At 54.6% G+C, this 24,508-nt stretch carries 19 protein-coding genes and 3 tRNA genes; 13 read left to right on the forward strand and 9 right to left on the reverse strand.

The window, feature by feature from the left end; translation table 11 throughout:
• Positions 1-52: 52 nt before the first annotated feature.
• From FE848_RS14110 to FE848_RS14120, 3 genes are read right to left on the reverse strand one after another with little or no spacing between them, the layout of a single operon-like run.
• Positions 53-610, reverse strand: a complete 558-nt coding sequence (locus FE848_RS14110) for a cob(I)yrinic acid a,c-diamide adenosyltransferase (RefSeq protein ID WP_200204267.1) — start codon at positions 608-610, stop codon at positions 53-55.
• Between the two features lie 40 nt (positions 611-650).
• The gene (locus FE848_RS14115; RefSeq protein ID WP_200204272.1) at positions 651-1,688 is read right to left on the reverse strand and encodes a ketopantoate reductase family protein; all 1,038 of its coding nucleotides are present in this window, start codon (positions 1,686-1,688) and stop codon (positions 651-653) included.
• Between the two features lie 2 nt (positions 1,689-1,690).
• The gene (locus FE848_RS14120; RefSeq protein ID WP_200204283.1) at positions 1,691-4,543 is read right to left on the reverse strand and encodes a valine--tRNA ligase; all 2,853 of its coding nucleotides are present in this window, start codon (positions 4,541-4,543) and stop codon (positions 1,691-1,693) included.
• Between the two features lie 282 nt (positions 4,544-4,825).
• On the opposite strand from FE848_RS14120, the gene FE848_RS14125 reads away from it, so the two are divergent.
• A complete protein-coding gene (locus FE848_RS14125; protein ID WP_200204288.1) occupies positions 4,826-6,037 on the forward strand; it encodes a pilin in 1,212 nt (403 codons plus the stop codon).
• Between the two features lie 56 nt (positions 6,038-6,093).
• On the opposite strand, the gene FE848_RS14130 is transcribed toward FE848_RS14125, so the two are convergent.
• Together FE848_RS14130 and FE848_RS14135 are read right to left on the reverse strand one after the other, a co-directional pair.
• On the reverse strand, positions 6,094-6,612 hold the full coding sequence (locus FE848_RS14130) for a DNA polymerase III subunit chi (protein ID WP_200204292.1): 519 nt from the start codon (positions 6,610-6,612) through the stop codon (positions 6,094-6,096).
• On the reverse strand, positions 6,612-8,105 hold the full coding sequence (locus FE848_RS14135) for a leucyl aminopeptidase (RefSeq protein WP_200204294.1): 1,494 nt from the start codon (positions 8,103-8,105) through the stop codon (positions 6,612-6,614). The genes FE848_RS14130 and FE848_RS14135 overlap by 1 nt, the downstream gene beginning before the upstream one ends.
• 200 nt (positions 8,106-8,305) lie before the next feature.
• On the opposite strand from FE848_RS14135, the gene lptF reads away from it, so the two are divergent.
• Both lptF and lptG read left to right on the forward strand, forming a co-directional pair.
• The gene (gene lptF / locus FE848_RS14140) at positions 8,306-9,409 is read left to right on the forward strand and encodes an LPS export ABC transporter permease LptF (RefSeq protein WP_200204296.1); all 1,104 of its coding nucleotides are present in this window, start codon (positions 8,306-8,308) and stop codon (positions 9,407-9,409) included.
• Positions 9,402-10,463: an LPS export ABC transporter permease LptG gene (lptG, locus tag FE848_RS14145; protein WP_200204298.1), complete on the forward strand. Its 1,062-nt coding sequence runs from the start codon at positions 9,402-9,404 to the stop codon at positions 10,461-10,463. Before lptF ends, lptG begins: the two co-directional genes overlap by 8 nt.
• A gap of 17 nt (positions 10,464-10,480) precedes the next feature.
• On the opposite strand, the gene FE848_RS14150 is transcribed toward lptG, so the two are convergent.
• Positions 10,481-11,020 (reverse strand): RDD family protein, encoded by a 540-nt coding sequence (locus FE848_RS14150; protein ID WP_200204300.1) that lies wholly within the window; start codon positions 11,018-11,020, stop codon positions 10,481-10,483.
• A gap of 141 nt (positions 11,021-11,161) precedes the next feature.
• On the opposite strand from FE848_RS14150, the gene alaS reads away from it, so the two are divergent.
• From alaS to FE848_RS14195, 9 genes are all read left to right on the forward strand, one after another.
• Positions 11,162-13,792 carry an alanine--tRNA ligase gene (gene alaS / locus FE848_RS14155; protein WP_200204302.1) on the forward strand — a complete coding sequence of 877 codons (2,631 nt, stop codon included), beginning with the start codon at positions 11,162-11,164 and terminating at the stop codon, positions 13,790-13,792.
• A gap of 108 nt (positions 13,793-13,900) precedes the next feature.
• Entirely contained in the window at positions 13,901-15,139 is a 1,239-nt protein-coding gene (locus FE848_RS14160; RefSeq protein WP_200204305.1) for an aspartate kinase, read from the forward strand.
• Between the two features lie 147 nt (positions 15,140-15,286).
• Positions 15,287-15,484, forward strand: a complete 198-nt coding sequence (csrA, locus tag FE848_RS14165) for a carbon storage regulator CsrA (protein ID WP_144780424.1) — start codon at positions 15,287-15,289, stop codon at positions 15,482-15,484.
• Positions 15,485-15,612: 128 nt separating this feature from the next.
• Positions 15,613-15,702: transfer RNA gene (locus tag FE848_RS14170), tRNA-Ser, on the forward strand.
• Positions 15,703-15,767: 65 nt separating this feature from the next.
• A tRNA-Arg gene (locus FE848_RS14175) sits at positions 15,768-15,844 on the forward strand.
• Positions 15,845-15,907: 63 nt separating this feature from the next.
• A tRNA-Arg gene (locus tag FE848_RS14180) sits at positions 15,908-15,984 on the forward strand.
• Between the two features lie 394 nt (positions 15,985-16,378).
• Positions 16,379-17,158: a sulfate reduction electron transfer complex DsrMKJOP subunit DsrO gene (gene dsrO / locus FE848_RS14185; protein WP_200204307.1), complete on the forward strand. Its 780-nt coding sequence runs from the start codon at positions 16,379-16,381 to the stop codon at positions 17,156-17,158.
• A complete protein-coding gene (gene nrfD / locus FE848_RS14190; RefSeq protein WP_200204309.1) occupies positions 17,139-18,248 on the forward strand; it encodes an NrfD/PsrC family molybdoenzyme membrane anchor subunit in 1,110 nt (369 codons plus the stop codon). The genes dsrO and nrfD overlap by 20 nt, the downstream gene beginning before the upstream one ends.
• 22 nt (positions 18,249-18,270) lie before the next feature.
• Positions 18,271-21,372 carry a molybdopterin dinucleotide binding domain-containing protein gene (locus tag FE848_RS14195; RefSeq protein ID WP_200204311.1) on the forward strand — a complete coding sequence of 1,034 codons (3,102 nt, stop codon included), beginning with the start codon at positions 18,271-18,273 and terminating at the stop codon, positions 21,370-21,372.
• Between the two features lie 51 nt (positions 21,373-21,423).
• Here FE848_RS14195 and dsbG read toward each other — a convergent pair whose 3' ends face one another.
• Both dsbG and FE848_RS14205 read right to left on the reverse strand, forming a co-directional pair.
• Positions 21,424-22,215 (reverse strand): thiol:disulfide interchange protein DsbG, encoded by a 792-nt coding sequence (gene dsbG, locus FE848_RS14200; protein ID WP_200204313.1) that lies wholly within the window; start codon positions 22,213-22,215, stop codon positions 21,424-21,426.
• A gap of 20 nt (positions 22,216-22,235) precedes the next feature.
• Positions 22,236-23,048 (reverse strand): TlpA disulfide reductase family protein, encoded by an 813-nt coding sequence (locus tag FE848_RS14205; RefSeq protein WP_200204315.1) that lies wholly within the window; start codon positions 23,046-23,048, stop codon positions 22,236-22,238.
• Between the two features lie 124 nt (positions 23,049-23,172).
• Here FE848_RS14205 and FE848_RS14210 point away from each other — a divergent pair, with 124 nt between their 5' ends.
• On the forward strand, positions 23,173-23,904 hold the full coding sequence (locus FE848_RS14210; protein ID WP_200204317.1) for a 5-oxoprolinase subunit PxpA: 732 nt from the start codon (positions 23,173-23,175) through the stop codon (positions 23,902-23,904).
• Positions 23,905-23,950: 46 nt separating this feature from the next.
• On the opposite strand, the gene FE848_RS14215 is transcribed toward FE848_RS14210, so the two are convergent.
• Positions 23,951-24,487 carry a DUF2058 domain-containing protein gene (locus FE848_RS14215; protein WP_200204319.1) on the reverse strand — a complete coding sequence of 179 codons (537 nt, stop codon included), beginning with the start codon at positions 24,485-24,487 and terminating at the stop codon, positions 23,951-23,953.
• Positions 24,488-24,508: the final 21 nt, after the last annotated feature.

The following is a 24,508-nucleotide window of genomic DNA, read 5'->3' on the forward strand; positions in this document are numbered from 1 at the left end:
CGCCACACCTTGCCTGATTATGGTGAGTGCAATGTTACGCCCAGCGTGAGCGCTACATTCCCGACTTCTTTTGATCCCACAGAATCTCTTCAGCGCCTTCCCGGCGCGCTAACACCCTTGAAGCTACGAATAACAGGTCTGATAAACGGTTCAGGTACTGGCGTCCCAGAGGGTTGATTGAATCCTCATGGCTGAGGGCTACCACTACACGCTCCGCACGGCGGCAAACGGCGCGGGCCAAGTGGCACTGAGCTGCAGCCGGGCTTCCGCCTGGCAGGATGAAGTTCTTCAGAGGCGGCAAGGGCTCGTTCATTTCATCCAGCAGATTTTCCAGCCAGCTAATATGATCTTCAGTAATCGCCTTGCTTCCGGGAATCGCAAACTCACCACCCAAATCAAACAGGTGATGCTGAATGCGGCGCATGGATTCCAGCATGTCATCATCACTGTCCAGGGTTTCGATCAACAGGCCGATATGGCAGTTCAACTCATCGGCCATGCCCATTGCCTCAACACGCTGAGCGTTTTTGGCAATACGATTACCATCGGCCAGGCCGGTGGTGCCATCGTCACCTGTGCGGGTGTAAATCTTGGAAAGGCGGTTGCCCATGATGTTGCTCCTGGTAGTTTAAGCTGATTGGTTAAAAGCCTTATAGACCTTGTACTCGTTCGGTCAGCATTTGGTTTACCGGCGTGGCAATGCTATGGCACCTTCCGCATTGCACTAGATAGCCGTTGATATAGTCAATCTCTGTTTTACGACCCGCTAAAACATCCGCGCGCATGGAAGACGTATTGCTGGCGGTGTTTCTCGCCACAGTTTCTATACGCTCCCGAAGAACCTCCGGCGCAATGGCTTCTGAGGTCTCAGCTTCCAACAAAACAGATATCTCCGAGCAAAGCTCATCAATGTTCTGCTGATAAAGAGGTGAGTTCAGAATGTCTCCGTTAGGGCAGTCGAGCAGGGCTGTAAACGGATTTATCCCGGCATTCACTACCAGCTTCTGCCAAAGCCGCTGCAGAATGTTCTCCTCAGCATGAACCCGCAAGCCGGTTTCAGCTAGTTGCTGAACAACACTCGCGGTGTGGTCAGCGGCACTAGCCGTAAGCGCGCCCACCCAGGTATCTCCTGCTCCGGCGTGAACCAGTACTTCAGGGGAAGGGCGGTTCGCGCCTTCGGTAGTGCTGGCAGCCAAAATCAGCCGCTCCGGCCACCGTTCAGCAACTGCTTGCTGACTGCCTAAACCGTTTTGAAATAAGACGATGGGTATGCCTGCTGGAATGTGAGGTAGCCAGGCTTTCAAAGCCGCAAGCGTATCACCAGCTTTAGTTGTTACCAGCATCAGCCTCAATACTTCAGTTGACTGAAGCCAAGGCAGACTAACCTGGATGCGGGCATCACCAGAGTTTGGCGAAGCCGTCAGGCGGGCCTCCCCGAAACCTTGTGGAGCCAGGGATGGCGGAACAGAGCGTACAAGGACGTATTCACAGCGTGTTTCGGGGAGGCCCGCCTGACGGCTGAAGCTCCCCCCAAGCCCAAATTCATGCTCAGACAAATCATTAGAGAGTCGAGGCAAGAAACCACAAAGAGCAGAAGGCAAAAGGGCGGCCCAAAGCCGCCCCAAAGAACCCGCTCCAAGAATGGCGATCACCCCGCCATCCCCGGAACGCTTACCCGCAGACACCATGCCTACATGGCCTCAATATCTGCGCGCTGCTGCTGCAACCGGCCCAGATTACCCTGAACCTCAGCCAGCTTCTCCTGCTCCTTGGCAACCACTTCCGCAGGTGCCTTCGCAGTAAACTTCTCATTATTCAGCTTACCCTCAAGGCGTCCAATCTCCTTCTGCAAACGCTCCAGCTCCTTATCCAGCCGCTTCAGCTCCGCATCCTTATCGATCAGCCCAGCCATAGGCACCAACACTTCCATATCGCCAACCAACTTAGTGGCACTCATGGGTGCTTTATCGCCTTCAAACCATTCCAGGCTTTCCAGCTTGGCCAGAGAACTCAGGAACTGACGGTTTTCATTCATCCGGCGCTGACCTTCTGCACTGTTGCCACGGAACAGCACCGGAATTTTCTTCGCTGGGGAAATGTTCATCTCGCCGCGAATATTGCGCACCGCCACAATCACGCCCTTCAGCCATTCAATGTCTTCAACAGCCTTGGCATCGTGCTTGCTGGCGTCCACCTGCGGGAATGGCTGCAACATGATACTGTCACCGGATTTTCCAGCCAGCGGTGCAATGCGCTGCCAGATTTCTTCCGTGATAAACGGCATGATCGGGTGCGCCAGACGCAGAACGGTTTCCAGCACGCGAACCAGGGTGCGGCGTGTGCCGCGCTTCGCCTCAACACTGCCGGTGTCGTCGCTCAGGCAAGGCTTGGAAAGCTCCAGGTACCAGTCGCAGTATTCGTTCCAGATGAACTCATACAAGGCATGGGACGCCAGATCGAAACGGTATTGATCCAGATGGCGGGTCACGTCCTGCTCGCACTGCTGCAGGGCGCTGATAATCCAGCGATCCGCCAGAGACAGTTCTACCGGCTCACCATTCACGCCGCAGTCTTCGCCTTCCACGTTCATCAACACGTAACGGGCAGCGTTCCACAGCTTGTTGCAGAAGTTACGGTAACCTTCCAGGCGCTTCATATCCCAGTTGATATCGCGGCCGGTAGTGGCCATGGCTGCCAGAGTGAAGCGCAGGGCATCGGTGCCGTGGGCAGAAATACCTTCCGGGAATTCCTTTTCGGTCTGCTTGGCAATTTTCTTTGCCAGCTTGGGCTGCATCATGTTGCCCGTGCGCTTCTCGAGTAGCGTGGCAAGATCGATGCCGTCGATCATGTCCAGAGGGTCAATCACGTTGCCCTTGGATTTGGACATCTTGTCGCCGTGTTCATCGCGGATCAGGCCGGTTACATAAACAGTTTTGAAGGGGACTTGCGGGGTGCCGTCTTCATTCTTCATGAAGTGCATGGTCATCATGATCATCCGGGCAACCCAGAAGAAGATGATGTCAAAACCTGTCACCAATACATCGGTAGGGTGGAAGGTTTTCAGGCGCTCGGTAATTTCCGGCCAGCCCAGGGTGCCGAAGGTCCACAGGGCGGAGCTGAACCAGGTATCCAGAACGTCATCGTCCTGCTTCAGCTCGAAATCCGCTGCCAGGTTGTGCTTCTGGCGGACTTCTTCTTCGCTGCGGCCTACGTAGATATTGCCTTCGGCGTCGTACCAGGCAGGGATGCGGTGGCCCCACCAAAGCTGGCGGGAAATACACCAGTCCTGAATGTCACGCATCCAGGAGAAGTACATGTTCTCGTACTGCTTGGGCACAAACTGAATGCGACCGTCTTCGACCGCCTCAATGGCAGGCTCGGCCAGTTTTTTCGCATCGGCAAACCACTGATCGGTCAGCATTGGCTCGATAATCAGACCGGATCGGTCGCCACGGGGAACGCTCAGTACGTGGTCTTCCACTTGCTGAACCAGACCGGCGGCTTCCATATCGGCCACGATCTGCTTGCGCGCGTCTTCCCGGGTCAGTCCCGCGTAAGCTGCGGGCAGGCTGGCATCCAGCTCGGTGTTCTCTGTGCCGTCACTATTGAATACTTCGGCTTGCTCACGTATGTCCGCATCCTGAGTCAGCACGTTCATCATCGGCAGGTTGTTACGCTTGCCTACGGCGTAGTCGTTAAAGTCGTGTGCTGGCGTAATCTTCACGCAGCCGGAGCCTTTCTCGGGATCGGCGTGGTGGTCGGCAATCACCGGTATGCGGCGGTTTACTAACGGCAGCATGACAAACTTGCCAATCAGATGCTGATAGCGCTCGTCGTCCGGATGAACGGCTACGGCGGTATCTCCCAGCATGGTTTCCGGGCGGGTAGTGGCGACGACCAGATAGTCTTTGCCATCCTGGGTGGTTGCACCGTCGGCCAGTGGATAGCGAAGGTGCCAGAAAAAGCCTTTTTCTTCCTTGTTCTCAACTTCCAGGTCGGAAATAGCGGTGTGCAGCTTCGGGTCCCAGTTCACCAATCGTTTGCCGCGGTATACCAGGCCGTCTTCGTACAGGCGAATAAATACTTCCTGTACAGCTTTGTAAAAGCCGTCGTCCATGGTGAAGCGTTCGGTATCCCAATCAACGGAGTTACCTAACCGGCGCATCTGGCCGGTAATAGTGCCGCCAGATTCTTCCTTCCATTCCCAGATGCGCTTGATGAAGTCTTCCCGGCCAAGGTCGTGGCGGGTTTTGCCCTCTTCCGCCGCCAGCTTGCGTTCAACCACCATTTGCGTGGCGATACCTGCGTGGTCACTGCCCACTTGCCACAGGGTGTTGTGGCCCTGCATGCGCTTGTAGCGAGTGAGGGTGTCCATGATGGTGTGCTGGAAGGCATGGCCCATGTGCAGGCTGCCGGTCACATTGGGTGGCGGAATCGCAATGCTGTATGCCTGACCTTCGCCGCTGGGGCGGAAGTAACCTTTGGATTCCCAGTTTTCGTACCACTGGCGCTCAATGTTTTCTGGCTGGTAGGTTTTTTCCATGGGTTTTTCTGGCGACCGTTTAATTGATTCACAAGGGGAAATTGAAACGCTGGATTATACATGGTCGCTTGCCTTCGAGCCATGGAGCTCGGCTTTGGCAGGCGTGTCCCACCTCCGAGCCTGCGAAATCGACATGTAGTCGTGGAAGATGTTCGATATTTTTCTCTATAATCGCCGGCTTTGCTGCGTGGGTGCGCTGCAATAAAACTCAGTCATAGCTGGCTCAGGTCTTGCGCTGTGCACTCGCCGGTCACTCTGTAAGCATCTTAACGAGGGAATACCATGGATTTGGTTTACAAGAACGAGAAGCCGTTGCTCAGGATAGCGGTCGTGTTTTCAGCGGTTATCTGGCTTGCGTTGTTTGTCGGGACGTTCGGGATTTTGTTGTTGTACTTGCTTTTGGGTTATGTGTTTTTTCTGTTTGCGCATTCGGCATTTATCTCCCACCTGAAAGGCTCGGGTGTGCGCATAAGTAAGGATCAGTATCCGGATCTATATGAACGGCTGGTTCGTTGTTCTGAAAAAGTTGGCGTCACAGAGTTGCCTGAGGCATACCTGCTTCGTACCGATTTTTTTAATGCGCTGGCCACCAAATTTCTCGGTCGTCATTTCGTGGTGCTGTTTACCGATGTCATTGACGCCCTGGAAGACCAGCCGGGCGCAGTCGATTTCTATATTGGCCATGAACTTGGCCACATACACCGCAAGCATCTTTCCTGGCGCGCGTTTGTCATGCCGGGCTCGCTGTTGCCGGTGGTTGGGCCGGCTCTGCGCCGCGCAGAGGAATACACCTGTGATCGCTACGGCGTTGCCTGTTGCCAGTCTTCAGAGGATATCAAGTCCGCCATAGCAGCCATTGCTGCAGGGGATACCCGTTGGAAGACCATCAATGTGGATGCATACCTCAGTCAGATTCAGGCAACCAGTGGGTTCTGGATGTCGTTCAACGAACTGACCGGCGACTATCCGTGGCTGACCAAACGCATGGCGACCGCCTTGGCACTGGCACAGGGCAGGGAGGTAAAGCATCCTCGTCGCAGCCTTGGGGCCTGGGTGTTATCGATGTTTGTGCCCCGGGTGGGTGGTGGTGCGGGCGGAGCTGCATCCCTGCTGGTGACTGTCGCGATCATCGGTGTGCTGGCTGCGCTGGCAATTCCTGCTTACCAGCAGTATGTCGAAAGGGCACGTTATTCGGCTGCATACTCCATGGCTCAGGAGGTACAGGCTCGAGTCACTTCCTACGCCACTGAGAACCAGGCTTGGCCGGTAACCATGCAAGAACTGGGGTACCCGGAGTTAATCCTGGAAAATGACGTGCAGAACTATTCAATTGATGTATATGACGACGGCATGATCGGGGTCGAAATGGGCGTGGATGATTCCGGCGAGTCCAAATATATCGTGCTTGAACCTGCCGTCGATGAGGGCGAGATCAGTTGGACCTGTTACGGCCAGAATGTGAACGAAAAGCATTTGCCGGCGAGCTGTCGTTAATCACGTCGCATTCGCACTCTGGAAGCTCTAATTCAGCGCTGCCCGGCAGTGTATGATCACGATCGCGATCGTTGATCATACACTTGGGCCTCGATACCTAAAGCGCGCAACTGCCTGAAATGTGATCGAGCCTGGTTGAGAACGACAGGGTCGTTATGGGCCACCAGGGCGAGGCGTTTGAATTGGTCCGCGTTTGCCGGAAGGGTCTGGGAGAGGATGATTACGGTATCCCAGTCCTCTGCAATTGGCGGGCACAATAGTATTCCAACAGGATCAGTACAGGGTGTGGCAGCATCGGGTATGACGCTGTGCGGGATGAACGCATCCGGGCTGAAGTTCCAGATTAGTTCGTCCAGTTCATCAGCTTGCTGCTGGGAGTCGCACACGATGCACACCCGGTCGCCCTGCTGCCAGGCTTTGCTTACAAGCTTGGTGGCGTGCAGGTTACGGGCGGCGGGAGTGTCCTGGAGGAGAATGTGAAACCAGTAACGCTGGTTTTTATCCTCCAGAGCAGACGCAGTCCGAGAGTTGCCGGCAGCAGGGCTGCCGGCTTGTGAGAGCGAATTACTTTCCATTATTTTCCAGCGTGGGACATCAGGTAGTCGACCAGCAGGGGAACCGGGCGGCCAGAGGAACCCTTGGCTTTACCCGAATGCCATGCAGTTCCGGCGATGTCCAGATGCGCCCAGCGGTATTCCTTGGTGAAGCGAGCCAGGAAGCAGGCGGCAGTAATGGTACCCGCAGTGCGGCCGCCGATGTTGGCCATGTCTGCAAAGTTACTGTCCAGCAGGGTCTGGTACTCCTCCCAAATGGGCAGGCGCCAAGCCTTGTCGTTGGCACGTTCACCCGCAGCCAGCAGTTCGTTTGCCAGCTCGTCATTGTTGGCCATCAGGCCTGTTGTCTCGTGGCCAAGGGCAATGATGCAGGCGCCGGTAAGCGTTGCCAGGTCGATAACCACTTCCGGATCAAATTTCTTCACATAGGTGAGGGCGTCGCACAAAACCAGGCGGCCTTCAGCATCTGTGTTGAGGATTTCAACCGTTTGGCCAGACATGGTGGTGACAATATCGCCAGGGCGGCTGGCATTACCGTCGGGCATGTTTTCAGCAGCAGCGATAACCGCAACCACGTTAATTTTCGGCTTGGTCTCTGCGAGTACTTGCATGGCTCCGAATACGGCAGCTGAACCGCCCATATCGTATTTCATTTCATCCATGCCAGCGCCGGGCTTGAGGCTGATGCCGCCTGTGTCGAAAGTAATGCCTTTGCCTACCAGAACATAAGGCTTGTCTTTAGCATTACCACCACGGTATTCCATGATGATCAGGCGTGGTGGTTGGGCACTGCCCTGACCAACGGCAAGAAGGGAGTTCATGCCGAGCTTTTTCATTTGCTTTTCATCAAGCACTTCGGTCTTGATGCAGTCGTGTTCAGTGGCCAGTTTGTTGGCTCGCTCTGCCAGCCATGAGGGGTGGCAGATGTTCGGTGGCATGTTGCCCAGATCGCGGGCCAGATTCATGCCGCGACCGGTTGCCAAGCCCAGGTTAAACGCTTCTTTTTGTGCTTTTCCGGCATCAGAAGTGGCGACCAGAACTTTGTTGAGCTTGCGCGCTGAAGGCTTTTCGCTCTTGAACTCGCTGAAGCTGTAGAGCTGCTCTTCCAGAGTACGGCCGATCAGGCTCAGTTTTGCCAGTTCGGAGCTAAGGCTGTCATCGCCAGTCAGGGCGGTATCGGTCAAGCTGATCAGCACACTCTTTGAAGGACCATCCTTCAGGGCACTTGTCATGGCCGCCAGTGCCTTTCGGAAGTTTGCGCCAGTGCGCTCGGTGTCCTTGCCTGTACCAACAACAAGCAACCGATCCCAAGGCTGGTCGTTAAGTGGAATCAGGCTTGTTTCAGCGTTTTTGCCATTGATGTCACCGGCTTTCTGGAGTTTGGTGATCAGCCCGCCAAGTGCGCTGTCTGCCCCAGTGGAGGAGGCTGGCCAGTCGCCCTGTTCCGGAAGGGCGACGACCAGGCAGTCGGCTTTGGTGCTCGCAATGGCATTGCTGTTCAGGCTGAAGTTCATGGAAACTCCTATAGTTATCCGGGGAAAGCCGCAATTGTGAGCGGCGAGAATGATTTGATCCTGTACCACCAAGCATTGGGGTTTGGAGGCGGATTATCAAGTTAGGCGGGCTACACTGTTATTCAGCCCCAAGGTTACATAGAATACTCGCAGTTTCCTCATTCCTCCATGTTCCGGTTTACACGGGCAGAGAAACCGTTTTGAGCATTATTTTCCGCTATCTCATACGTCAGGTTATGGTCAGCATGGTTGCCGTCTCAGGCATTCTTCTGCTGGTGTTTATGAGTGGGCGCTTTCTCAAATACTTGGCCGGTGCCGCGGAAGGCAAGATTGCACCCGGCGTGCTGTTTGAAATTATGGCGTATCGCTTTCCCGGGTTTCTTGAGCTTATCCTGCCGTTGGGGCTGTTCATTGGCATACTGCTGGCCTATGGCCGTATGTATCTTGAAAGTGAAATGACCGTGCTTTCCGCCTGTGGTGTAAGCGACGGTCAGTTGTTGTCAAAAACCCTGGTGGGCAGCCTTGTTGTTATGCTGATTGTCGGGAGCATGAGCCTGGTGGTTTCACCATGGGGAATGCAGCAGGTTGAAGAGATTTTTGCAGAGCAGGCCAAGGCAACAGAATTCGATCTGCTGGCGCCGGGGCGCTTCCAGAAGCTTTCGTCGGGCGGTCGCGTTACCTACACCGAAGCTCTCAGTGATGACAAGCGCCAACTTCAGGGTGTGTTTATTGCCGAGTACGGGCAAGACGGAACCGGTGTAAACGTAATTACCGCCGATTCCGGCTCCCAGTTGATTGATGAAGAAACCGGTAGCCGCTTTCTTATTCTCGAAAACGGTGCGCGTTATGATGGAACGCCCGGAAAGCTGGATTACCAGATTACAAGTTTTGAAGCCTACGGTCTGAAGATTCGCAGCGGTAGTAGTGGTGATGTGGTTTTGGATGAGGGGGTTACTACCGGCCAGTTGATGCGATCGGACGATCCCCGTGACCGTGCCTTGTTGCATTGGCGCTTTTCGTTACCGCTGATTGTTCCAATAGTGACACTGCTGGCAGTCCGGTTGAGCCGGGTTAATCCGCGACAAGGGCGATTTTTCCATCTATTGCCTGCCATGCTTGTGTACGTTGCCTATCTTGGTTTGCTGATTGTCGCCCGGGATGCCATGGCAGATGGCAAGGTGCCTGAATGGTTGGGCATGCTCTGGGTGCACGCCATCTTCCTTGCGCTTGGTCTTTGGCTGCATTTTGGTCCGGCCTGGCTTTATAAGAGAAAGCTGAAGCGGGAGGGAGTGGTCAATGCGTAAGATTGATCACTATGTGATGCGCAATGTGGGCGGTGCCATGCTGCTGGTGATGCTTGTGGTGCTGTCCCTCGATCTGATTTTTGCCTTTGTTGCCGAGCTGGATGATACCCGCAACAACTACCAGATTCTGGATGCACTCTGGTTTGTAGCCCTTACCTTGCCGCGCCGGGTATACGACTACCTGCCTCTTGGGGCTTTTATGGGCTGTTTGATTGGACTGGGTGGCATGGCCAGCTCTTCCGAACTTACAGTGATTCGCGCGGCCGGGGTTTCTATAAAGCGGGTTGTCTGGTCTGCAATGAAACCTGCATTGGTGATCGTTCTGGCGGGTGTTCTTATCGGTGAGTATTTGGCGCCTCCTGCGGAGCGTGCTGCCCAGAGTCATAAGGCGGTTGCTCTTGGTGCGGGCCAGAGTGTGGCTGCTGCCCACGGGGTATGGCACCGGGAGGGCAATGTTTTTATGCACTTCAATGCTGTGCAGCCAAACGGTGTGTTGCACGGTGTTTCTTTGTTTCGATTCGACGATCAACGGCAGCTGATAGCAGCCAGTTTCTCGGAGCGGGCAATTTATCAGGGCGACCACTGGCTGCTGGAGAACTCCACGACCACGCGCCTTGAGGGTGAATCCACCAGGCGGGTAGATCATAAGAGCCTGCGTTGGGACACTGGCCTGTCCCCAAGTGTATTGAGTGTGCTGATTGTTAAGCCGGAAAACCTTTCAATGACCGGCTTGTATACCTACGCAAACTACCTTGGCGACCAGGAGCTAAATGGCTCTCCATACTGGTTGGCCTTCTGGAAGAAGGCTCTGATGCCGCTGGGCACAGGCGTGATGGTGCTGGTGGCGATTTCCTTTATCTTTGGGCCACTGCGCTCAGTTACTATGGGGTTTCGGGTGTTTACCGGGCTACTCGTAGGGCTGCTGTTCAAGTATATGCAGGACCTTTTGGGCCCCATGAGCCTTGTTTACGGGTTTAGCCCGGTTCTTGCGGTGATTGTGCCAATTGGGATCAGTGCGGTGTTTGGTGGTGTGTTGATGCGCCGGGCAGGATAGCTACCCGACATACCGGTTCAGCCAGCCTTGGCTTTATGGGGAACACTAACAACCATGCTGTCTGAAAATCTGTCTGTTATGGACAGGCCGTTAATGGGGTAAAAAAGCCCTATCATGGCTGGAACAGACAGGAACAGCGTTGCCGAACCCAGATAGTAGCCTGCCAAAATGGCCACAAAAAACACGGCTGCCGCGCTCACATACCTACGAAGGGCCTGGCTCCAGCTCACTGAGGAGCCGTCCAGATTTTCGATGCGAATCCGCCATACCTGCATGCCCAGTGTTTGCCCTATCCGCGTCCAGAAGTACGCAAAGAACAGGTACATCACCAGAAACAATACGAACGTCAGGCCGGGGTCGCCGGATAACTGACCCGCTTCGGCTTTCTGCTCCATGCTGTCCCAGCCGGTAATCCAGCCAGTTATCATGGTGTATATCCATGTGGTAACCAGAAGTACGGCAATACTGATCAGGCCGTCGTAAATAATGGCGAGTGATCGTTTGAGAAACGTCGCTGGGGGTAGCAGTTCATCAGCGGCGTGGAAGCGGCGGGGCATGGGCTCTCCTGTGATTTTTCACGTTTTTCCTGTACTCAGCGTGTGCTAGAGTAGCCGATTTGCACACGCATGTAAGTATTCGTATTCAATCGCGGATCCCGCCGCTTCCCGGTGGGATTTCTGGAAAGGTATCAACGGGCTATGAAAACCGCAGAGTTGCGACAGGCATTTCTCGATTATTTTAAACAGCAAGGTCATTCCATTGTTTCAAGCAGCTCGCTGGTGCCGGCAGACGATCCGACACTGCTGTTTACCAATGCGGGAATGAACCAGTTCAAGGACGTATTTCTTGGCCGTGAGGAGCGTGACTACACTCGCGCAACCAGCTCCCAGAAATGCGTGCGTGCAGGCGGCAAGCATAATGATCTGGAGAACGTGGGTTACACAGCGCGCCACCATACGTTCTTCGAAATGCTGGGCAACTTCAGCTTCGGTGATTATTTCAAGCGCGAAGCCATCAATTATGCGTGGACCTTTCTGACCGGCGAGCAGTGGCTAAACCTGCCCGCTGAGAAACTCTGGGTGACCGTTTATGCCGATGATGACGAAGCCTACGACATCTGGAATAAAGAAGTCGGCGTGCCAGTAGATCGTATTGTTCGCATTGGCGACAATGGCGGCGCACCTTACGCTTCAGATAACTTCTGGCAGATGGGCGATACCGGCCCCTGTGGCCCTTGTACCGAAATATTCTATGACCACGGCCCGGACGTAGCGGGCGGCCCCCCCGGAAGCCCGGAGGAAGATGGTGACCGCTACATCGAGATCTGGAACGTGGTTTTCATGCAGTACAACCGCACTGCTGATGGCGAGATGCTTAAGTTGCCCAAGCCTTCCGTCGATACAGGCATGGGCCTGGAACGTGTTACAGCTGTGATGCAAGGCGTACACAGCAACTACGAAATCGATTTGTTTGATGATCTTCTCAAAGCGGCTTCAGCCATACTTGGCGGTGCGGCGACAACAGAAGCCAGCCTGCGTGTGGTTGCCGACCATATTCGCTCCTGTGCCTTCCTGATTTCCGACGGTGTTATGCCTTCTAATGAAGGTCGAGGCTTTGTTCTTCGCCGGATTATTCGTCGGGCAGCTCGTCATGGCAACAAGCTTGGTGCCACCGGCCCGTTCTTCTACAAATTAACCGGTGCTTTGGTTGAGTTGATGGGTGAGGCCTTCCCGCAACTTGTCAGCAGCCGGAAGCAGATAGAGAGAGTGCTGCTGCAGGAAGAAGAGCAGTTTGTAAAAACTCTGGATAAAGGCTTGCGCCTGCTGGAGCAGGATATTGCCGAGCTGAAAGGCGACGTGATTCCCGGGCAGACGGTTTTTACCCTGTATGACACCTATGGCTTTCCTGTGGATCTCACCAACGATATCGCCCGTGAGCGTGGCCTGACGTTGGACTATGAGGGCTACGAAAAAGCTATGGAAAGCCAGCGTGAGCGGGCCAGAGCTGCCAGCAAGTTTGGCATGGATTACAACGCAGCAGGCCTGGGCATTGAAGGTAAAACCGAGTTCACTGGCCACGAGCATGTTGATGGTCACGAGCGTATCCGTGCCGTCATCGTCAACGGCGAGCAGAAAACAGCAGAAGCCGGCGATGAAGCAATTGTGGTGCTGGAGCGCACACCGTTTTACGCTGAATCCGGTGGCCAGGTAGGTGATACCGGGCTGCTGACCTGGAGCGGTGGCCGCTTCAAGGTGACCGACACTCGCAAGGATGGCGATAACCATCTGCATGTGGGCACTCTTATAGAGGGTGAGCTGTTCGAAGGACTGGAAGTAGACGCCCGTATTGACCACGCACGCCGTGAGCGGGTTCGCCGTAACCACTCTGCCACGCACTTGCTGCATGCGGCGTTGCGCAAAGTGTTGGGTGAGCATGTAGGGCAGAAGGGCTCTCTTGTGGATCCGGACAAGCTGCGCTTTGACTTCTCGCATTTTGAAGCGGTTACTCCTGAGCAATTGAAAGAAATCGAACGCCAGGTAAACGAACAGATTCTCAGTAACACAGCGGTACAGACCGACATAACAGACATGGAGCAGGCGCAAGCAAAAGGCGCCATGGCGTTGTTTGGTGAGAAGTACGGTGATGTGGTTCGAGTGCTGAGCATGGGTACTGACAGCTATTCTGTAGAGCTGTGTGGTGGCACCCACGTAACTCGCACCGGCGACATTGGCCTGTTCCGTATAACATCTGAAAGCGGCATTTCTTCGGGTGTTCGTCGAATTGAAGCTGTTACCGGGTTTGGCGCCCTTGAGTGGGTGGACGACACAGAACGCACTCTGCGTGAAGCGGCCCGACTGGTAAAAGGCAGCCGGGAAACGGTTATCGACAAGGTGCAACAGACCATTGATCGGAATCGACAGCTTGAGAAAGATGTTGATGCCTTGAAGGCCAAGCTTGCCAGTTCCGCCGGAAGTGATCTGGCGGATTCCGCGGTCGACGTTGCTGGCCTGAAAGTGGTTGCTGCCGAGCTGGAAGGTGCAGATCGCCAAACGCTTATGGAAACTGCAGACCAGCTTAAAAACAAGCTGGGAGAGGGTGTGGTTGTTCTCGCGAGTGTTGAAGATGGAAAAGTGACCTTGGTTGCAGGTGTTACAAAGTCTGCAACTGGTCGCATCAAAGCGGGCGATTTGATGAAGCACCTTGCGGCGTTGGTCGACGGCAAAGGCGGCGGTCGGCCCGATATGGCTCAGGGCGGTGGTAACGATGCCTCTAAGCTTGGGGAAGCCCTTGCCGGGGTGCCGGAGTGGGTTGGGAAAAATATCGCCTAAGCAACTATTTTTCAGAAGCGATCGGGGTTTATAATTCCGGTCGCTTGTTTATTGACGGGCAGGGTGCTCCGCCCTGCCATAGGCCTCGATTCGGATATTGGAAAGACAATGGCTCTGTTTGTTCAGAAATTTGGTGGCACCTCGGTGGGTACAACCGAGCGCATAGAGGCAGTGGCTGAAAAAGTAATTGGCTTCCGCAACGCGGGGCATGACGTGGTTGTTGTAGTTTCTGCCATGAGCGGCGAAACCAACCGGTTAATTGGGTTGGCCAGCGATATTATGGAAGATCCTGAGCCTCGTGAAATGGATGTGCTGATTTCTACGGGGGAGCAGGTAACCATGTCACTTCTCTCCATGGCGCTGCAAAAGCGAGGCTTTGATGCTCGCTCTTATACAGGTTCGCAGGTCCGTATTCTGACGGACAGCATGCACACCAAGGCCCGCATAAAACAGATCGACGAGCAGCGTATACGCGCAGATCTGGACGCGGGCCGTGTTGTAGTTGTTGCCGGGTTCCAGGGTGTTGATGAAGAAGGCAATATAACTACCTTGGGCAGAGGTGGGTCAGATACCACTGCGGTGGCTCTGGCGGCTACTCTGAAGGCGGATGAGTGTCAGATTTATACCGATGTGGATGGCGTTTATACAACGGACCCACGAGTGGTAGACAGCGCCCGTCGGCTGAAACAGATTACATTTGAAGAAATGATGGAAATGGCGAGCCTGGGATCCAAGGTTCTCCAGATTCGCGCTGTAGAATTTGCAGGGAAATACAACGTTCCGTTAAGGGTTCTTTCCAGCTTCGAGGAAGGTGAAGGCACCCTGATTACTTTTGAGGATAACAACGCCATGGAACAACCGGTCGTCTCCGGCATCGCTTTTAATCGTGATGAAGCCAAAGTCACTATCTCTGGAGTGCCTGATACCCCGGGCAGTGCGCTGCGTATTCTGAAGCCGGTAAGCGAAGCCAATATTGGCGTGGACATGATTGTTCAAAACGTTGGCGAGGATAACCGCACAGCTTTCACGTTTACCGTTCATCGCAATGATTTCAAGCGTGCTAAAGACGTCCTTCAGCGTGTGTCGGATGAATTGGGTGCCCGTGGTGTCAGCGGCGATACCAAGATCGCGAAGGTCAGTATTGTTGGTGTTGGCATGCGTTCCCATGCAGGTGTAGCAACTCAAATGTTTGAGGCACTGTCGAATGAAGGGATCAATATTCAGATGATCTCCACATCGGAAATCAAGATTTCTGTTGTGATTGATGAGAAATACCTTGAGCTTGCTGTGCGTGCGCTTCACAGTGCGTTTGAGTTGGATAAGCCTGGGGTGGAAGAAACCCTATAAAAGAGATTCATTTTCTGACCTTGTGCTCGCGTGTGTCCGTATAAGGGAATGTGCGTCTTATGGTTAGCCCGTGTTCTCACTATAAAAGTCGAACTAACTAAAACATTACTTGTCGGAACAGGTAGCTCAGGATAGGGAGTAAAGGATATGTTGATTTTAACTCGCCGTGTTGGCGAAACATTAATGGTTGGTGATGATGTCACCGTTACTGTGCTTGGGGTTAAAGGAAATCAGGTGCGGATTGGTGTAAATGCCCCGAAGGAAGTTGCTGTGCACCGTGAAGAAATCTATCAGCGTATTCAGTCCGAAAAGGGCGTGGATGAGCCGGAGCCGGGCAATAGCTGAGAAGTAAAAAGAAGCCGTCAGGGCTAAATTCTGACGGCTTTTTCGTTTTCGGGTAAAACGAGGTTTAAAAAAGTCTTGTCAAGCCTATGAAAACAGAAAAATTATGGTAGTATACGCCCCGTTCTGAAGGAGAGGTGGGTGAGTGGCTGAAACCAGTTCCCTGCTAAGGAACCGTACGAGCAATCGTACCGAGGGTTCGAATCCCTCCCTCTCCGCCATTTTCTTTTTATAAGAAAAGCGGAACAGGTTGAAGTTGCATTCAACCAACTAAAGTGATCAATGCGCGGCTGTAGCTCAGCTGGATAGAGTACTCGGCTACGAACCGAGCGGTCGGAGGTTCGAATCCTCCCAGCCGCGCCACTTTTTGTAAGACCCTCTCGGAAAGATCCTGTCTTATCCCGAGAACAAGATTAAAGATTATTGGCGGCTGTAGCTCAGCTGGATAGAGTACTCGGCTACGAACCGAGCGGTCGGAGGTTCGAATCCTCCCAGCCGCGCCATATTAAAATCAAAGCGCCTCAGTTTGTGTACCACACAGCCTGAGGCGTTTTGCTATCTGCAGCTGGGAGAATTTGAACCGAAAGAGGTTCGACCGAAACCTGCAAAGCAGGTTGAGGAACGCCAGAGCAAAGCGACGGCGGCCCGCAAGGGAAGGGCCGAAGGCCCGCCTAATCCTCCCAGCCGCGCCATATTAAAATCAAAGCGCCTCAGTTTGTGTACCACACAGCCTGAGGCGTTTTGCGTTGTGCCCCCGCAATCATTCCCACCTATGGGAATACCCCTACAGCTCAACAGCTCCCAATTGACCACCGTCAAGTTCCTCCATCCCGCTCTTGCTAGACTTTCGTTAGTTACCTTATTAATTCGCGTCCAGTGCTAATGGATGGAGAACTCATGGATAAAATTCGCCGCGCTTTGCTAGGGCAGATTGCCAAATTGACCGCTGGAGCAGCGCTTGTGCCCCTCAGCAGCATTGCCGCTGCTGGAATCAACGACCAGCCTGCGCGCCGAGAGGGAGATCCGGAGAAGCGCTATGCGATGCTAATTGATCTGAGGGCGTGCATTGGGTGCCAAGCTTGTACGGTTTCCTGCCATATTGAAAACGAGGCGCCTCTCGGTAGCTTCCGCACCATCGTCTCGCAATATGAAGTGGAGCACGAAGAGACGGGCAACACTGCCACCTTCATGCTGCCGCGCTTGTGCAATCACTGCGAGAACCCGCCGTGTGTTCCCGTGTGCCCTGTACAGGCAACCTTTCAGCGCAAGGACGGCATTGTTGTTGTCGACAATGAGGCCTGTGTGGGCTGTGCCTACTGCGTTCAGGCTTGCCCATACGACGCCCGGTTTATCAATGAGTACACCCAAACCGCTGACAAGTGCACCTTCTGTGCTCACCGCCTGGATGTGGGTCTTCTGCCAGCGTGTGTGGAATCCTGTGTGGGCGGCGCCCGTATTATCGGCGACATACGCGACCCCAACAGCCAGATCAGCCGCATGATGAAAGAGCACTACAACGAGTTGATGGTGCTCAAGCCGGAAATGGGCACAGCCCCACACGTGTTCTATTTGGGCATGGACGAGCGGTTCGTATCCCGGCCAGACGCCAAGCCCGCAATCTGGGATGTGCGTGACCAACAAGGTGAGGAGATTGGCTATGAATTCAGCGGTCATTGAGGTTCTGGCACCTCGTTATGGCATTGCCTGGTACCCATGGGCAGTCCAGTACTTTTTCCTGATTGCGATCTCATACTCGGCGCTGTTGTTGACGGTGCCGGGTTTGCTGTTCGGTAAGAAGAATTATGAGTCGCTGGCGAAAGTGGCCCTGTTGGTCACTGTGAGTTGCACTCTCGTAGGCCCTGTAGCTTTGTTGGCGGACCTGCATCAGCCGCTGCGGTTTTGGCATTTCTACGCGAACCTCACACCCTGGTCGTGGATGTCCATAGGCAGCTTGTTGCTACCCGTGTATCTCATACTGGTTGTGGCCTATGCATGGCTCGCATGGCGGCCGGCTATGCAGGTACAGGCTCAAGGGGAAGGGTGGATAGCTAAGCTCTCGGGCTGGGTCAGCTTGGGCCAGTGGTGTGCGCCTCGCTGGATGCTGGTAGTTGCGGGGCTTGGTGCGCTCGTCCTGTCTGTTGGCATCATGGTCTATACCGGTGCGGAAGTGGCGATCGTTAAAGCCCGCCCTCTCTGGAATACCCACTGGCTTCCAGTCATGTTCGTGCTGACAGGATTGGTCGCAGCGGCGGCATTGGTGATTCTGATTAACCGCCTGATGACTGGTAACGATCAGGAGGTTAACGAGCAGAGTCTTAAAGTGATCGTTGTAACCATGATTCTCTCTGCCCTGGTCGCGGCGCTTTGGATTTCTGAAGGTATTACCGGCTTTAGCCCCTCGGTTGAGCAGGCCTTTGCATCGCTACAGAGAAACCCTGAGTGGCGCGCAGTCGCGATCTACGGCTTGTTGGTGGGTATTGCTCTTACGCTCAGTGCCATCGCTATGCTGCGGCGCCCCGGCTGGATAGGGCGCTCCTGGATAGCAGGCTTGTTGGCCGTGCACATCGGCTGGACGTTTCGCTGGATGGTGCTGATGGAAGTGCAGACCGTGGCCAAAAACACGGCGGGCTACTACCACTATGCCATTGAGGCTGGTTCCAGCGGGTTGATGGGCATTATCGGAACCTTCGGGCTCTGGCTGGCCGCACTGCTGATTATTGACATTCTGGTGCCCTGGAAGAAAAGCCTCCAGGCGAGCAGCCACTGATTCACGTCTTCGGAGCAAAATAATGGACAAGAATCGTCGTAATTTCCTGAAAGGTGCAGCCGCTGCCGGCGGTGCCGCAACTTTCGCGGCGGGCTACTACGGCCCGCTGGAAAAAATGGGCAAAGGTCTGGTAAACGGTACTTCTGGTGTGGCCACAGCGGATCGGCTCCACGGCAACAGCCTGGCGCCTGAATATTCGGTTGATCCAAAAACCGGCCAGGTAACACTGAACCCGGACCAGCGCATCGCCTTTACCGTCTGCTACGGCTGCACTACCCAGTGCGGCGTGCGGGTGCGCATCGATAACAATGAGGAAAAGGTATTGCGGGTGTCTGGTAACCCATACCACCCGTTGTCCTCTGATGAGCATCTTGATGAGCAGACCCCGGTGCTGGAAGCTTTTCAGCGAATGAGCAATTTTCAGGATCAAGGCCAGCTTAACCGTTCTACCGCCTGCGCCCGCGGTAATGCGGCCATGTCTCAGCTGACCAGCGACCAGCGTGTACTGAAGTGCCTCAAGCGCACCGGCCCCCGTGGTGGCAATCAGTGGGAGACCATTCCCTTTGAGCAGTTGCTGGACGAAATTGTGGCTGGCGGCAACCTTTTTGGAGAGGGCGAGGTTGAAGGTCTGCGCTCTATCCGCGATGTAAAAACCCCGCTGGACCCGGAAAACCCGGAGTATGGCCCCAAGTCGAATCAGCTTCTGATGATGGAGGCAACGGATTACGGCCGGTCAGCACTTCTCAAGCGCTTCGCCTTCAACGCCTTCGGGACTCGCAACTACGGGCATCACGGAGCCTACTGTGGTTTGGCATTCCGTATGGGTTCTGGCGCTCTGATGAATGATCTGGCGAAGAACGCTCACGTGAAGCCTGACTACGCCAACGTAAAGTTTGCCTTGTTTATCGGAACCGCGCCCAGCCAGGCGGGTAATCCGTTCAAGCGTCAGGGCCGCTTGCTGGCGCAAGCCCGTACGACAGGCAACATGGAGTATGTACTGGTTGACCCTGCACTGACTGCGGCTGCATCCCATTCCGCCAGTGACCGTAACCGTTGGGTGTCGATCCTGCCGGGCACCGATACTGCCTTTGCCATGGCATTGATTCGCTGGATGCTGGTGAATGAAGCCTATGCCAAAGATTATCTGGAACTCCCCGGCAATATGGCGGCCAGTAAAGCAGGCGAGCCTGGCCACACCAACGCAACGCACTTGGTGATTGACGACGACAACCACCCCCGTGCCGGTTACTTCCTGCGCCTGAGTGACATCGGCCAGGCACAGGCAGGTGCCGACGATGATCACCCTGTTGTGGTGAACATGGCGGGCAACCTGGAAAGCTCTGAAGTAGCTGCGCGCGGCCAAATGTTCGTTGAGCGCACTGTGGAAACGAGCGCGGGCCCGGTAACGGTGCGTAGTTCATTGTTTAAACTACGCCAGGAGGCCATGCGATACAGTATCGAAGAATACGCAGAGTTCTGTGGCATTGAGCCTGATGTTATACGCAATCTCGCCAAGCGCTTCACAAGCTTTGGGCGTATGGCGGCAGCAGACACCCATGGTGGAATGATGTCGGGCTCTGGCTTCTATGCCTCATACAGCATCAATATGCTGAACCTGCTGGTTGGCAGCTTTAACCAGAAGGGTGGGGTGGCCAAAGGTGGCGGAAGCTTCAATGGTGTTGGCGCGGGCCCTCGCTACAACCTTGAAGATTTCCCCGGGAAAGTCGGGCCCAAAGGCGTGTTCCTGTCGCGTTCCCGGTTCCCCTATGAAAAGACCAGTGAATACAAGCGCCGGGTGGCCGCGGGTGAATCTCCATATCCGGCGACAGCTCCCTGGCGCTCATTGGCCCCGCCGGTTCTCACTGAGCACCTGCTCTCTGGTCTGGAAGGGTATCCGTACAAGATCAAAGCAATGATAGGGGTTATGGCTAACCCCATGTATGGCCAGGCCGGCTTGACCTCCTTGTTGGAAGAAAGGCTGAAGGACCCGAAGAATATTGGTTTGTATGTGGCGGTAGACGGCTTCATTAACGAGACCAACCGTTTTGCAGACTACATAGTGCCGGATTCGGTTATGTATGAGGTTTGGGGTTTTACCGGTGCCTGGAGTGGCACGCTGACCAGGATGACCACGGCTTGCTGGCCAGTTGTTGAGCCTCGGCAGGCTAAAACCGCTGCGGGTGAGCCTGTATGCATGGATAACTTCTTTATTGAGCTGGGTAAGCGCCTTGAGTTGCCGGGTTTTGGTGATAATTCCATCAAAGGGGCAGATGGCCAGATGCACGGTCTGAACCGCGCCGAGGATTTTTATCTGCGCGCGGCGGCCAATATTGCCATGGCTGGAACGCCTTTACCGGTGGCCAGTGACGAAGACATCCACGCCAGTGGCATTGAGCCATTGCTGGGTCGAATCAAAGACACGGTAGCCGAGGATGAAGTTGGCCCTGTGGCTCACCTGTACTCCCGCGGTGGTCGTTTTGAAACCATGGAGAGCGCCTATGACAAGGATAAGCTCGGCCATGCCTGGAAGCGCCCCTTGTGCGTTTACAACGAGGCTGTGGGCACGGCAATTGACAGCTACAGTGGAAAGCGACTGGTGGGGACACCAACGCACCATGCGCCAAGGTTCTGGGATGGCTCTCTGTTAAGAGACCACTACCCCGAGAACGAATGGCCATTGCTGGCTTTCTCGTTCAAATCGAACCTGATGAACTCCTACGCCATTGGCCTTGAGCGCCTGCGCATGATCAAGCCTTATAACCCGGTGCTTTTGCACCGCAACGATGCTGAGAAGTTCGGTGTGAGTCACGGAGATACCATCAGTATTGAAAGCCCTGGAGGCAAGGTTCTCGCGCTGGCGTTGGTGGGGGATAACGTGCACGAAGGCGCACTCGGCATTGAGCATGGCTACGGGCATCGCGAACTGGGTGCTGCGAGCCATATCATTGATGGTGAAGAGCGCGCCGGGAATCCCTACCTTGCAGCGGGTGTGAACATTAACGATCTGGGCTTCTCGGACCCCACCCGCAAAGACGGCACAGCGACCTGGCTGGAAAACGTCAGCGGTGCATCTGTTCGGCAGGGATTGCCGGTACGGGTGCGTGTGGTAGAGGGTATGGCCTGATACTTGTGAGGGTAACGGCCCAGCAACGCTGGGCCAGAATCTCTGCATGGATCAGGGTTTCGGGCTGCCCATGATGGCTTCCATTTCATCGGAGCGCGGCGCACCCTGTTTCATCTGGATGGAGCCATCAGCTCCCTTGTAGTAGGTGCTTGGTGTAGCACTCAGCCCCAAGTCAGACATCAGTCGGTTGTTCTGTCTGATTTTTTTCGCATGCGCACTGACGATGTTGCGATCTACTTTAACGCCACCCTGAGCATGATTTTTCTGGTTTTCCTTCAGAGCTTCACCGGGGTTGTCTGAGCCCAGGATTGTCGCGGCCTTGGGCAGGCTGTCCTGTGCCAGTATGCCCACCATTACATGCCGGAGTTGCACCTTGCCCGCATCAATCCAGGGCTCCGCGGCTTGACGGAATCTGTGGCAGAACGGACAGTTAGGGTCGGTAAAGGTATAGACAATAATCGGTGCATCGGCATTGCCATCACGCACCCAGTTGGCTTTCTCAATCTCACCCCAGGCTTTCTCGTTCTGAGGCCCCAGCACCAATTCCTGTATTTTCGGAGCCGTCAGGTTCTCGCCGCTACTATCCAGCATGTTGCCTACGATTACGTGTTCCTTGTCTGGCGTTAAATAAAACGCAACTGGGCCACCCTGCATGCTGCCAACATAACCGGTTATGCCTCCGGGGCCTTCAAAGGTCGCCTCGATAGTAACGCCACGGTCAACCAGAAGCTGAACCGGGTCAGGAAGTTTCTCTTGCGCCAGCACAGGAAGGCTTAACAGCCCACTGGTGATCAGCGCCGTTGCAAGCAGAGATCGCTTCTTAGAGAAATTTAACAAGCGCATAGTCGGTCTCCAGGTCAGGTTCAGTCCGCGCTAAAGCTTCGGAGATTGTGAGCAAGGGATGCTTTCGACAGCTCGCCCAAGTGGGCATTTACCTGCTTGCCGTCAGCATCGTAGAAGAGGGTTGTTGGTAAAGCCTGGCTCCCTGTTGTGCGGCCAAGGCTGGCGCCGGTGTCAGTAAGGACATTGTTCAGCGAGAGCTTGTGCTGGCCCATGAACTGAGTAATGGTTTCAGGGTATTCGCCCTGATTTACAAACACAAAGGTAATGTCCGGGTTTTCCTGCTGGGCTTGTTCAAGTACGGGCATCTCCCGGATGCAGGGTGGGCACCAGGTTGCCCACAGGTTGACCACAATGGGCTTGCCTTTGGCCATTTCCTGAAGCGTTACCGGCGTGCCGTCCATCAGGCTGAAACTACTTTGGGGCATGCTTCTGGAACTGCTTTCGGCCAGTGTGACCAGCAGGGATATGGAGCCCCAGGTTAGCATGCCGGTTGCTACAGCAATCGATAATGGTTTGCGGATACTGGCGTGTCGCCAGAGTTTCCAGGCAGTCAGCGCAATGGCGCCGAGCACGCCGGCGACAATATGAAAGCCGCCATCCCGAATATCGACGATGCCCCACAGGTTATCCTGATAGTACTCGAAGTACTGGATAACAAAGCCGACTCGCGCCGCAACCATGGAGACCAGAAAAATATCAGACAGGGTTCCGGCAATAGGCACGCCGTGTTTTCGCCCGCTGATAGCGCCAACAACCAGCGCAAGCACGAAAGCGCCAAGCAACAGAACATGCCCCAAAGACAGGCTTAGCGGGCCTAAACTAACCGATAGCATCATCGCTCCTTGTTTATAACTTTATAACTGGCGGGCATACGACCCGAAGATCTCCCATGAGTTCCTTTTTCAGGCTATTGTTAGGCTCAATAGTTTGTTTTTTTAAGGATGACTGGATATAAGCATGTTGTTGAATTGCGATATTGGTGAGAGTTTTGGTGCCTGGACGATGGGGCTGGATGAGCAGGTTATGCCCTATATTGACCAGGCAAACATTGCCTGCGGCTTTCATGCCGGTGACCCCTTGGTCATGCACAACACCGTTCGCTTGGCGTTGCAACATAATGTGGCTCTGGGCGCTCATCCTGCTTACCCGGACCTTCAGGGTTTTGGCCGTCGCCCTATGGTATGTAGCCCGGAAGAAATCCACGCCATGGTGCTTTACCAAGTGGGCGCTTTGGGCCAGATAGCGGCAGCGCAGGGTGGCAAGCTCAGCTACGTTAAACCCCATGGTGCACTCTATAACGACATGATGCGGAATGAAGCGGTGCTCAGGGCAATTCTTGGAGCGCTTGGTCAGACCACTGGCAAGCTTGCACTCATGGCGATGACAACTGCTGATAATCAACCGTTAAAGGCGTTGTGTGCGGAGTATGGCATTGAGTTATTACTGGAAGCCTTCGCGGATCGTGCATACGACGAAAACGGCTACATTGTTCCTCGCAGCATTGCGGGAGCCGTGCATCAGGATTCGGACGTTATTCTGAGCCAGGCAAAAGCGATTGCCGAAGGGGGGGGTATCCAGACGATTAGCGGGAAACCGCTTACTCTGGAAGCGGATACCCTGTGTGTTCATGGCGATAACCCCGAATCGGTTGCCGCCGTGCGAACTATTCGTCAGGCGTTGATGGCCTGACGAATAGCTCATGCAGGCAAGGCTGTGCACTTCCGGGCAACAACCTTTACCACATCAGGTCGTCGGGAATTTCATAGCCTGCGTACGGATCATCGTCACCCACATCGTCTTTTTTGCGGTCGTGGAGCACAACCACTGCCTGGGCATCACGCTCGATAATCTTGCGTGCAACGCCTTCAGCCACAATTTCATATTGATCATTCACCGCTACGATGGCCAGGCGACCACGGGATAGCTGGTCGGCCATGGTGTCGTCGACGTAAAGCTTCTTGATTTTTTTGTCGTGAACAAACTGGTATGAGGTTTCGCCCCGGCTACGATCCAGCCTGTTGGTTTCCACCAGTTGGCGAATTTGGGCCTGAATGGCTTTTTTCTCGGCTTCCTGCTGGCGTTTGAGGTTCAACTGACGATCCCGCTCGGCCTTTTCTTCACGGGCCTGCCGCGCACGGACCTCGGTCTCATTAACCTGTACGGCACCTTTGGGCTGCTGTTTGCGCTGTTTGTGTTTTTCATTGCGTATAGCCTTGGCCTTTTTCTGATCGGCCAGGCCCGCTTTCAATAGCTGATCCTGCAGGGACGCCATGGGACAACTCCGTTAATTGGT

The organism is Marinobacter sp. 1-3A (genome assembly GCF_016597775.1).
GTDB lineage: Bacteria > Pseudomonadota > Gammaproteobacteria > Pseudomonadales > Oleiphilaceae > Marinobacter > Marinobacter xiaoshiensis.

Bases quoted from the DNA above. Each gene is read 5' to 3' on its own strand.
- FE848_RS14125 (WP_200204288.1), top strand. From the start codon at position 4,826: ATGGATTTGGTTTACAAGAACGAGAAGCCGTTGCTCAGGATAGCGGTC.
- FE848_RS14150 (WP_200204300.1), bottom strand. From the start codon at position 11,020: ATGCCCCGCCGCTTCCACGCCGCTGATGAACTGCTACCCCCAGCGACG.
- dsrO (WP_200204307.1), top strand. From the start codon at position 16,379: ATGGATAAAATTCGCCGCGCTTTGCTAGGGCAGATTGCCAAATTGACC.
- alaS (WP_200204302.1), top strand. From the start codon at position 11,162: ATGAAAACCGCAGAGTTGCGACAGGCATTTCTCGATTATTTTAAACAG.
- FE848_RS14195 (WP_200204311.1), top strand. From the start codon at position 18,271: ATGGACAAGAATCGTCGTAATTTCCTGAAAGGTGCAGCCGCTGCCGGC.
- FE848_RS14110 (WP_200204267.1), bottom strand. From the start codon at position 610: ATGGGCAACCGCCTTTCCAAGATTTACACCCGCACAGGTGACGATGGC.
- FE848_RS14135 (WP_200204294.1), bottom strand. From the start codon at position 8,105: ATGAACTTCAGCCTGAACAGCAATGCCATTGCGAGCACCAAAGCCGAC.
- lptG (WP_200204298.1), top strand. From the start codon at position 9,402: ATGCGTAAGATTGATCACTATGTGATGCGCAATGTGGGCGGTGCCATG.
- FE848_RS14130 (WP_200204292.1), bottom strand. From the start codon at position 6,612: ATGGAAAGTAATTCGCTCTCACAAGCCGGCAGCCCTGCTGCCGGCAAC.
- csrA (WP_144780424.1), top strand. From the start codon at position 15,287: ATGTTGATTTTAACTCGCCGTGTTGGCGAAACATTAATGGTTGGTGAT.
- FE848_RS14160 (WP_200204305.1), top strand. From the start codon at position 13,901: ATGGCTCTGTTTGTTCAGAAATTTGGTGGCACCTCGGTGGGTACAACC.
- FE848_RS14210 (WP_200204317.1), top strand. From the start codon at position 23,173: ATGTTGTTGAATTGCGATATTGGTGAGAGTTTTGGTGCCTGGACGATG.
- nrfD (WP_200204309.1), top strand. From the start codon at position 17,139: ATGAATTCAGCGGTCATTGAGGTTCTGGCACCTCGTTATGGCATTGCC.
- dsbG (WP_200204313.1), bottom strand. From the start codon at position 22,215: ATGCGCTTGTTAAATTTCTCTAAGAAGCGATCTCTGCTTGCAACGGCG.
- FE848_RS14120 (WP_200204283.1), bottom strand. From the start codon at position 4,543: ATGGAAAAAACCTACCAGCCAGAAAACATTGAGCGCCAGTGGTACGAA.
- FE848_RS14205 (WP_200204315.1), bottom strand. From the start codon at position 23,048: ATGCTATCGGTTAGTTTAGGCCCGCTAAGCCTGTCTTTGGGGCATGTT.
- FE848_RS14115 (WP_200204272.1), bottom strand. From the start codon at position 1,688: ATGGTGTCTGCGGGTAAGCGTTCCGGGGATGGCGGGGTGATCGCCATT.
- FE848_RS14215 (WP_200204319.1), bottom strand. From the start codon at position 24,487: ATGGCGTCCCTGCAGGATCAGCTATTGAAAGCGGGCCTGGCCGATCAG.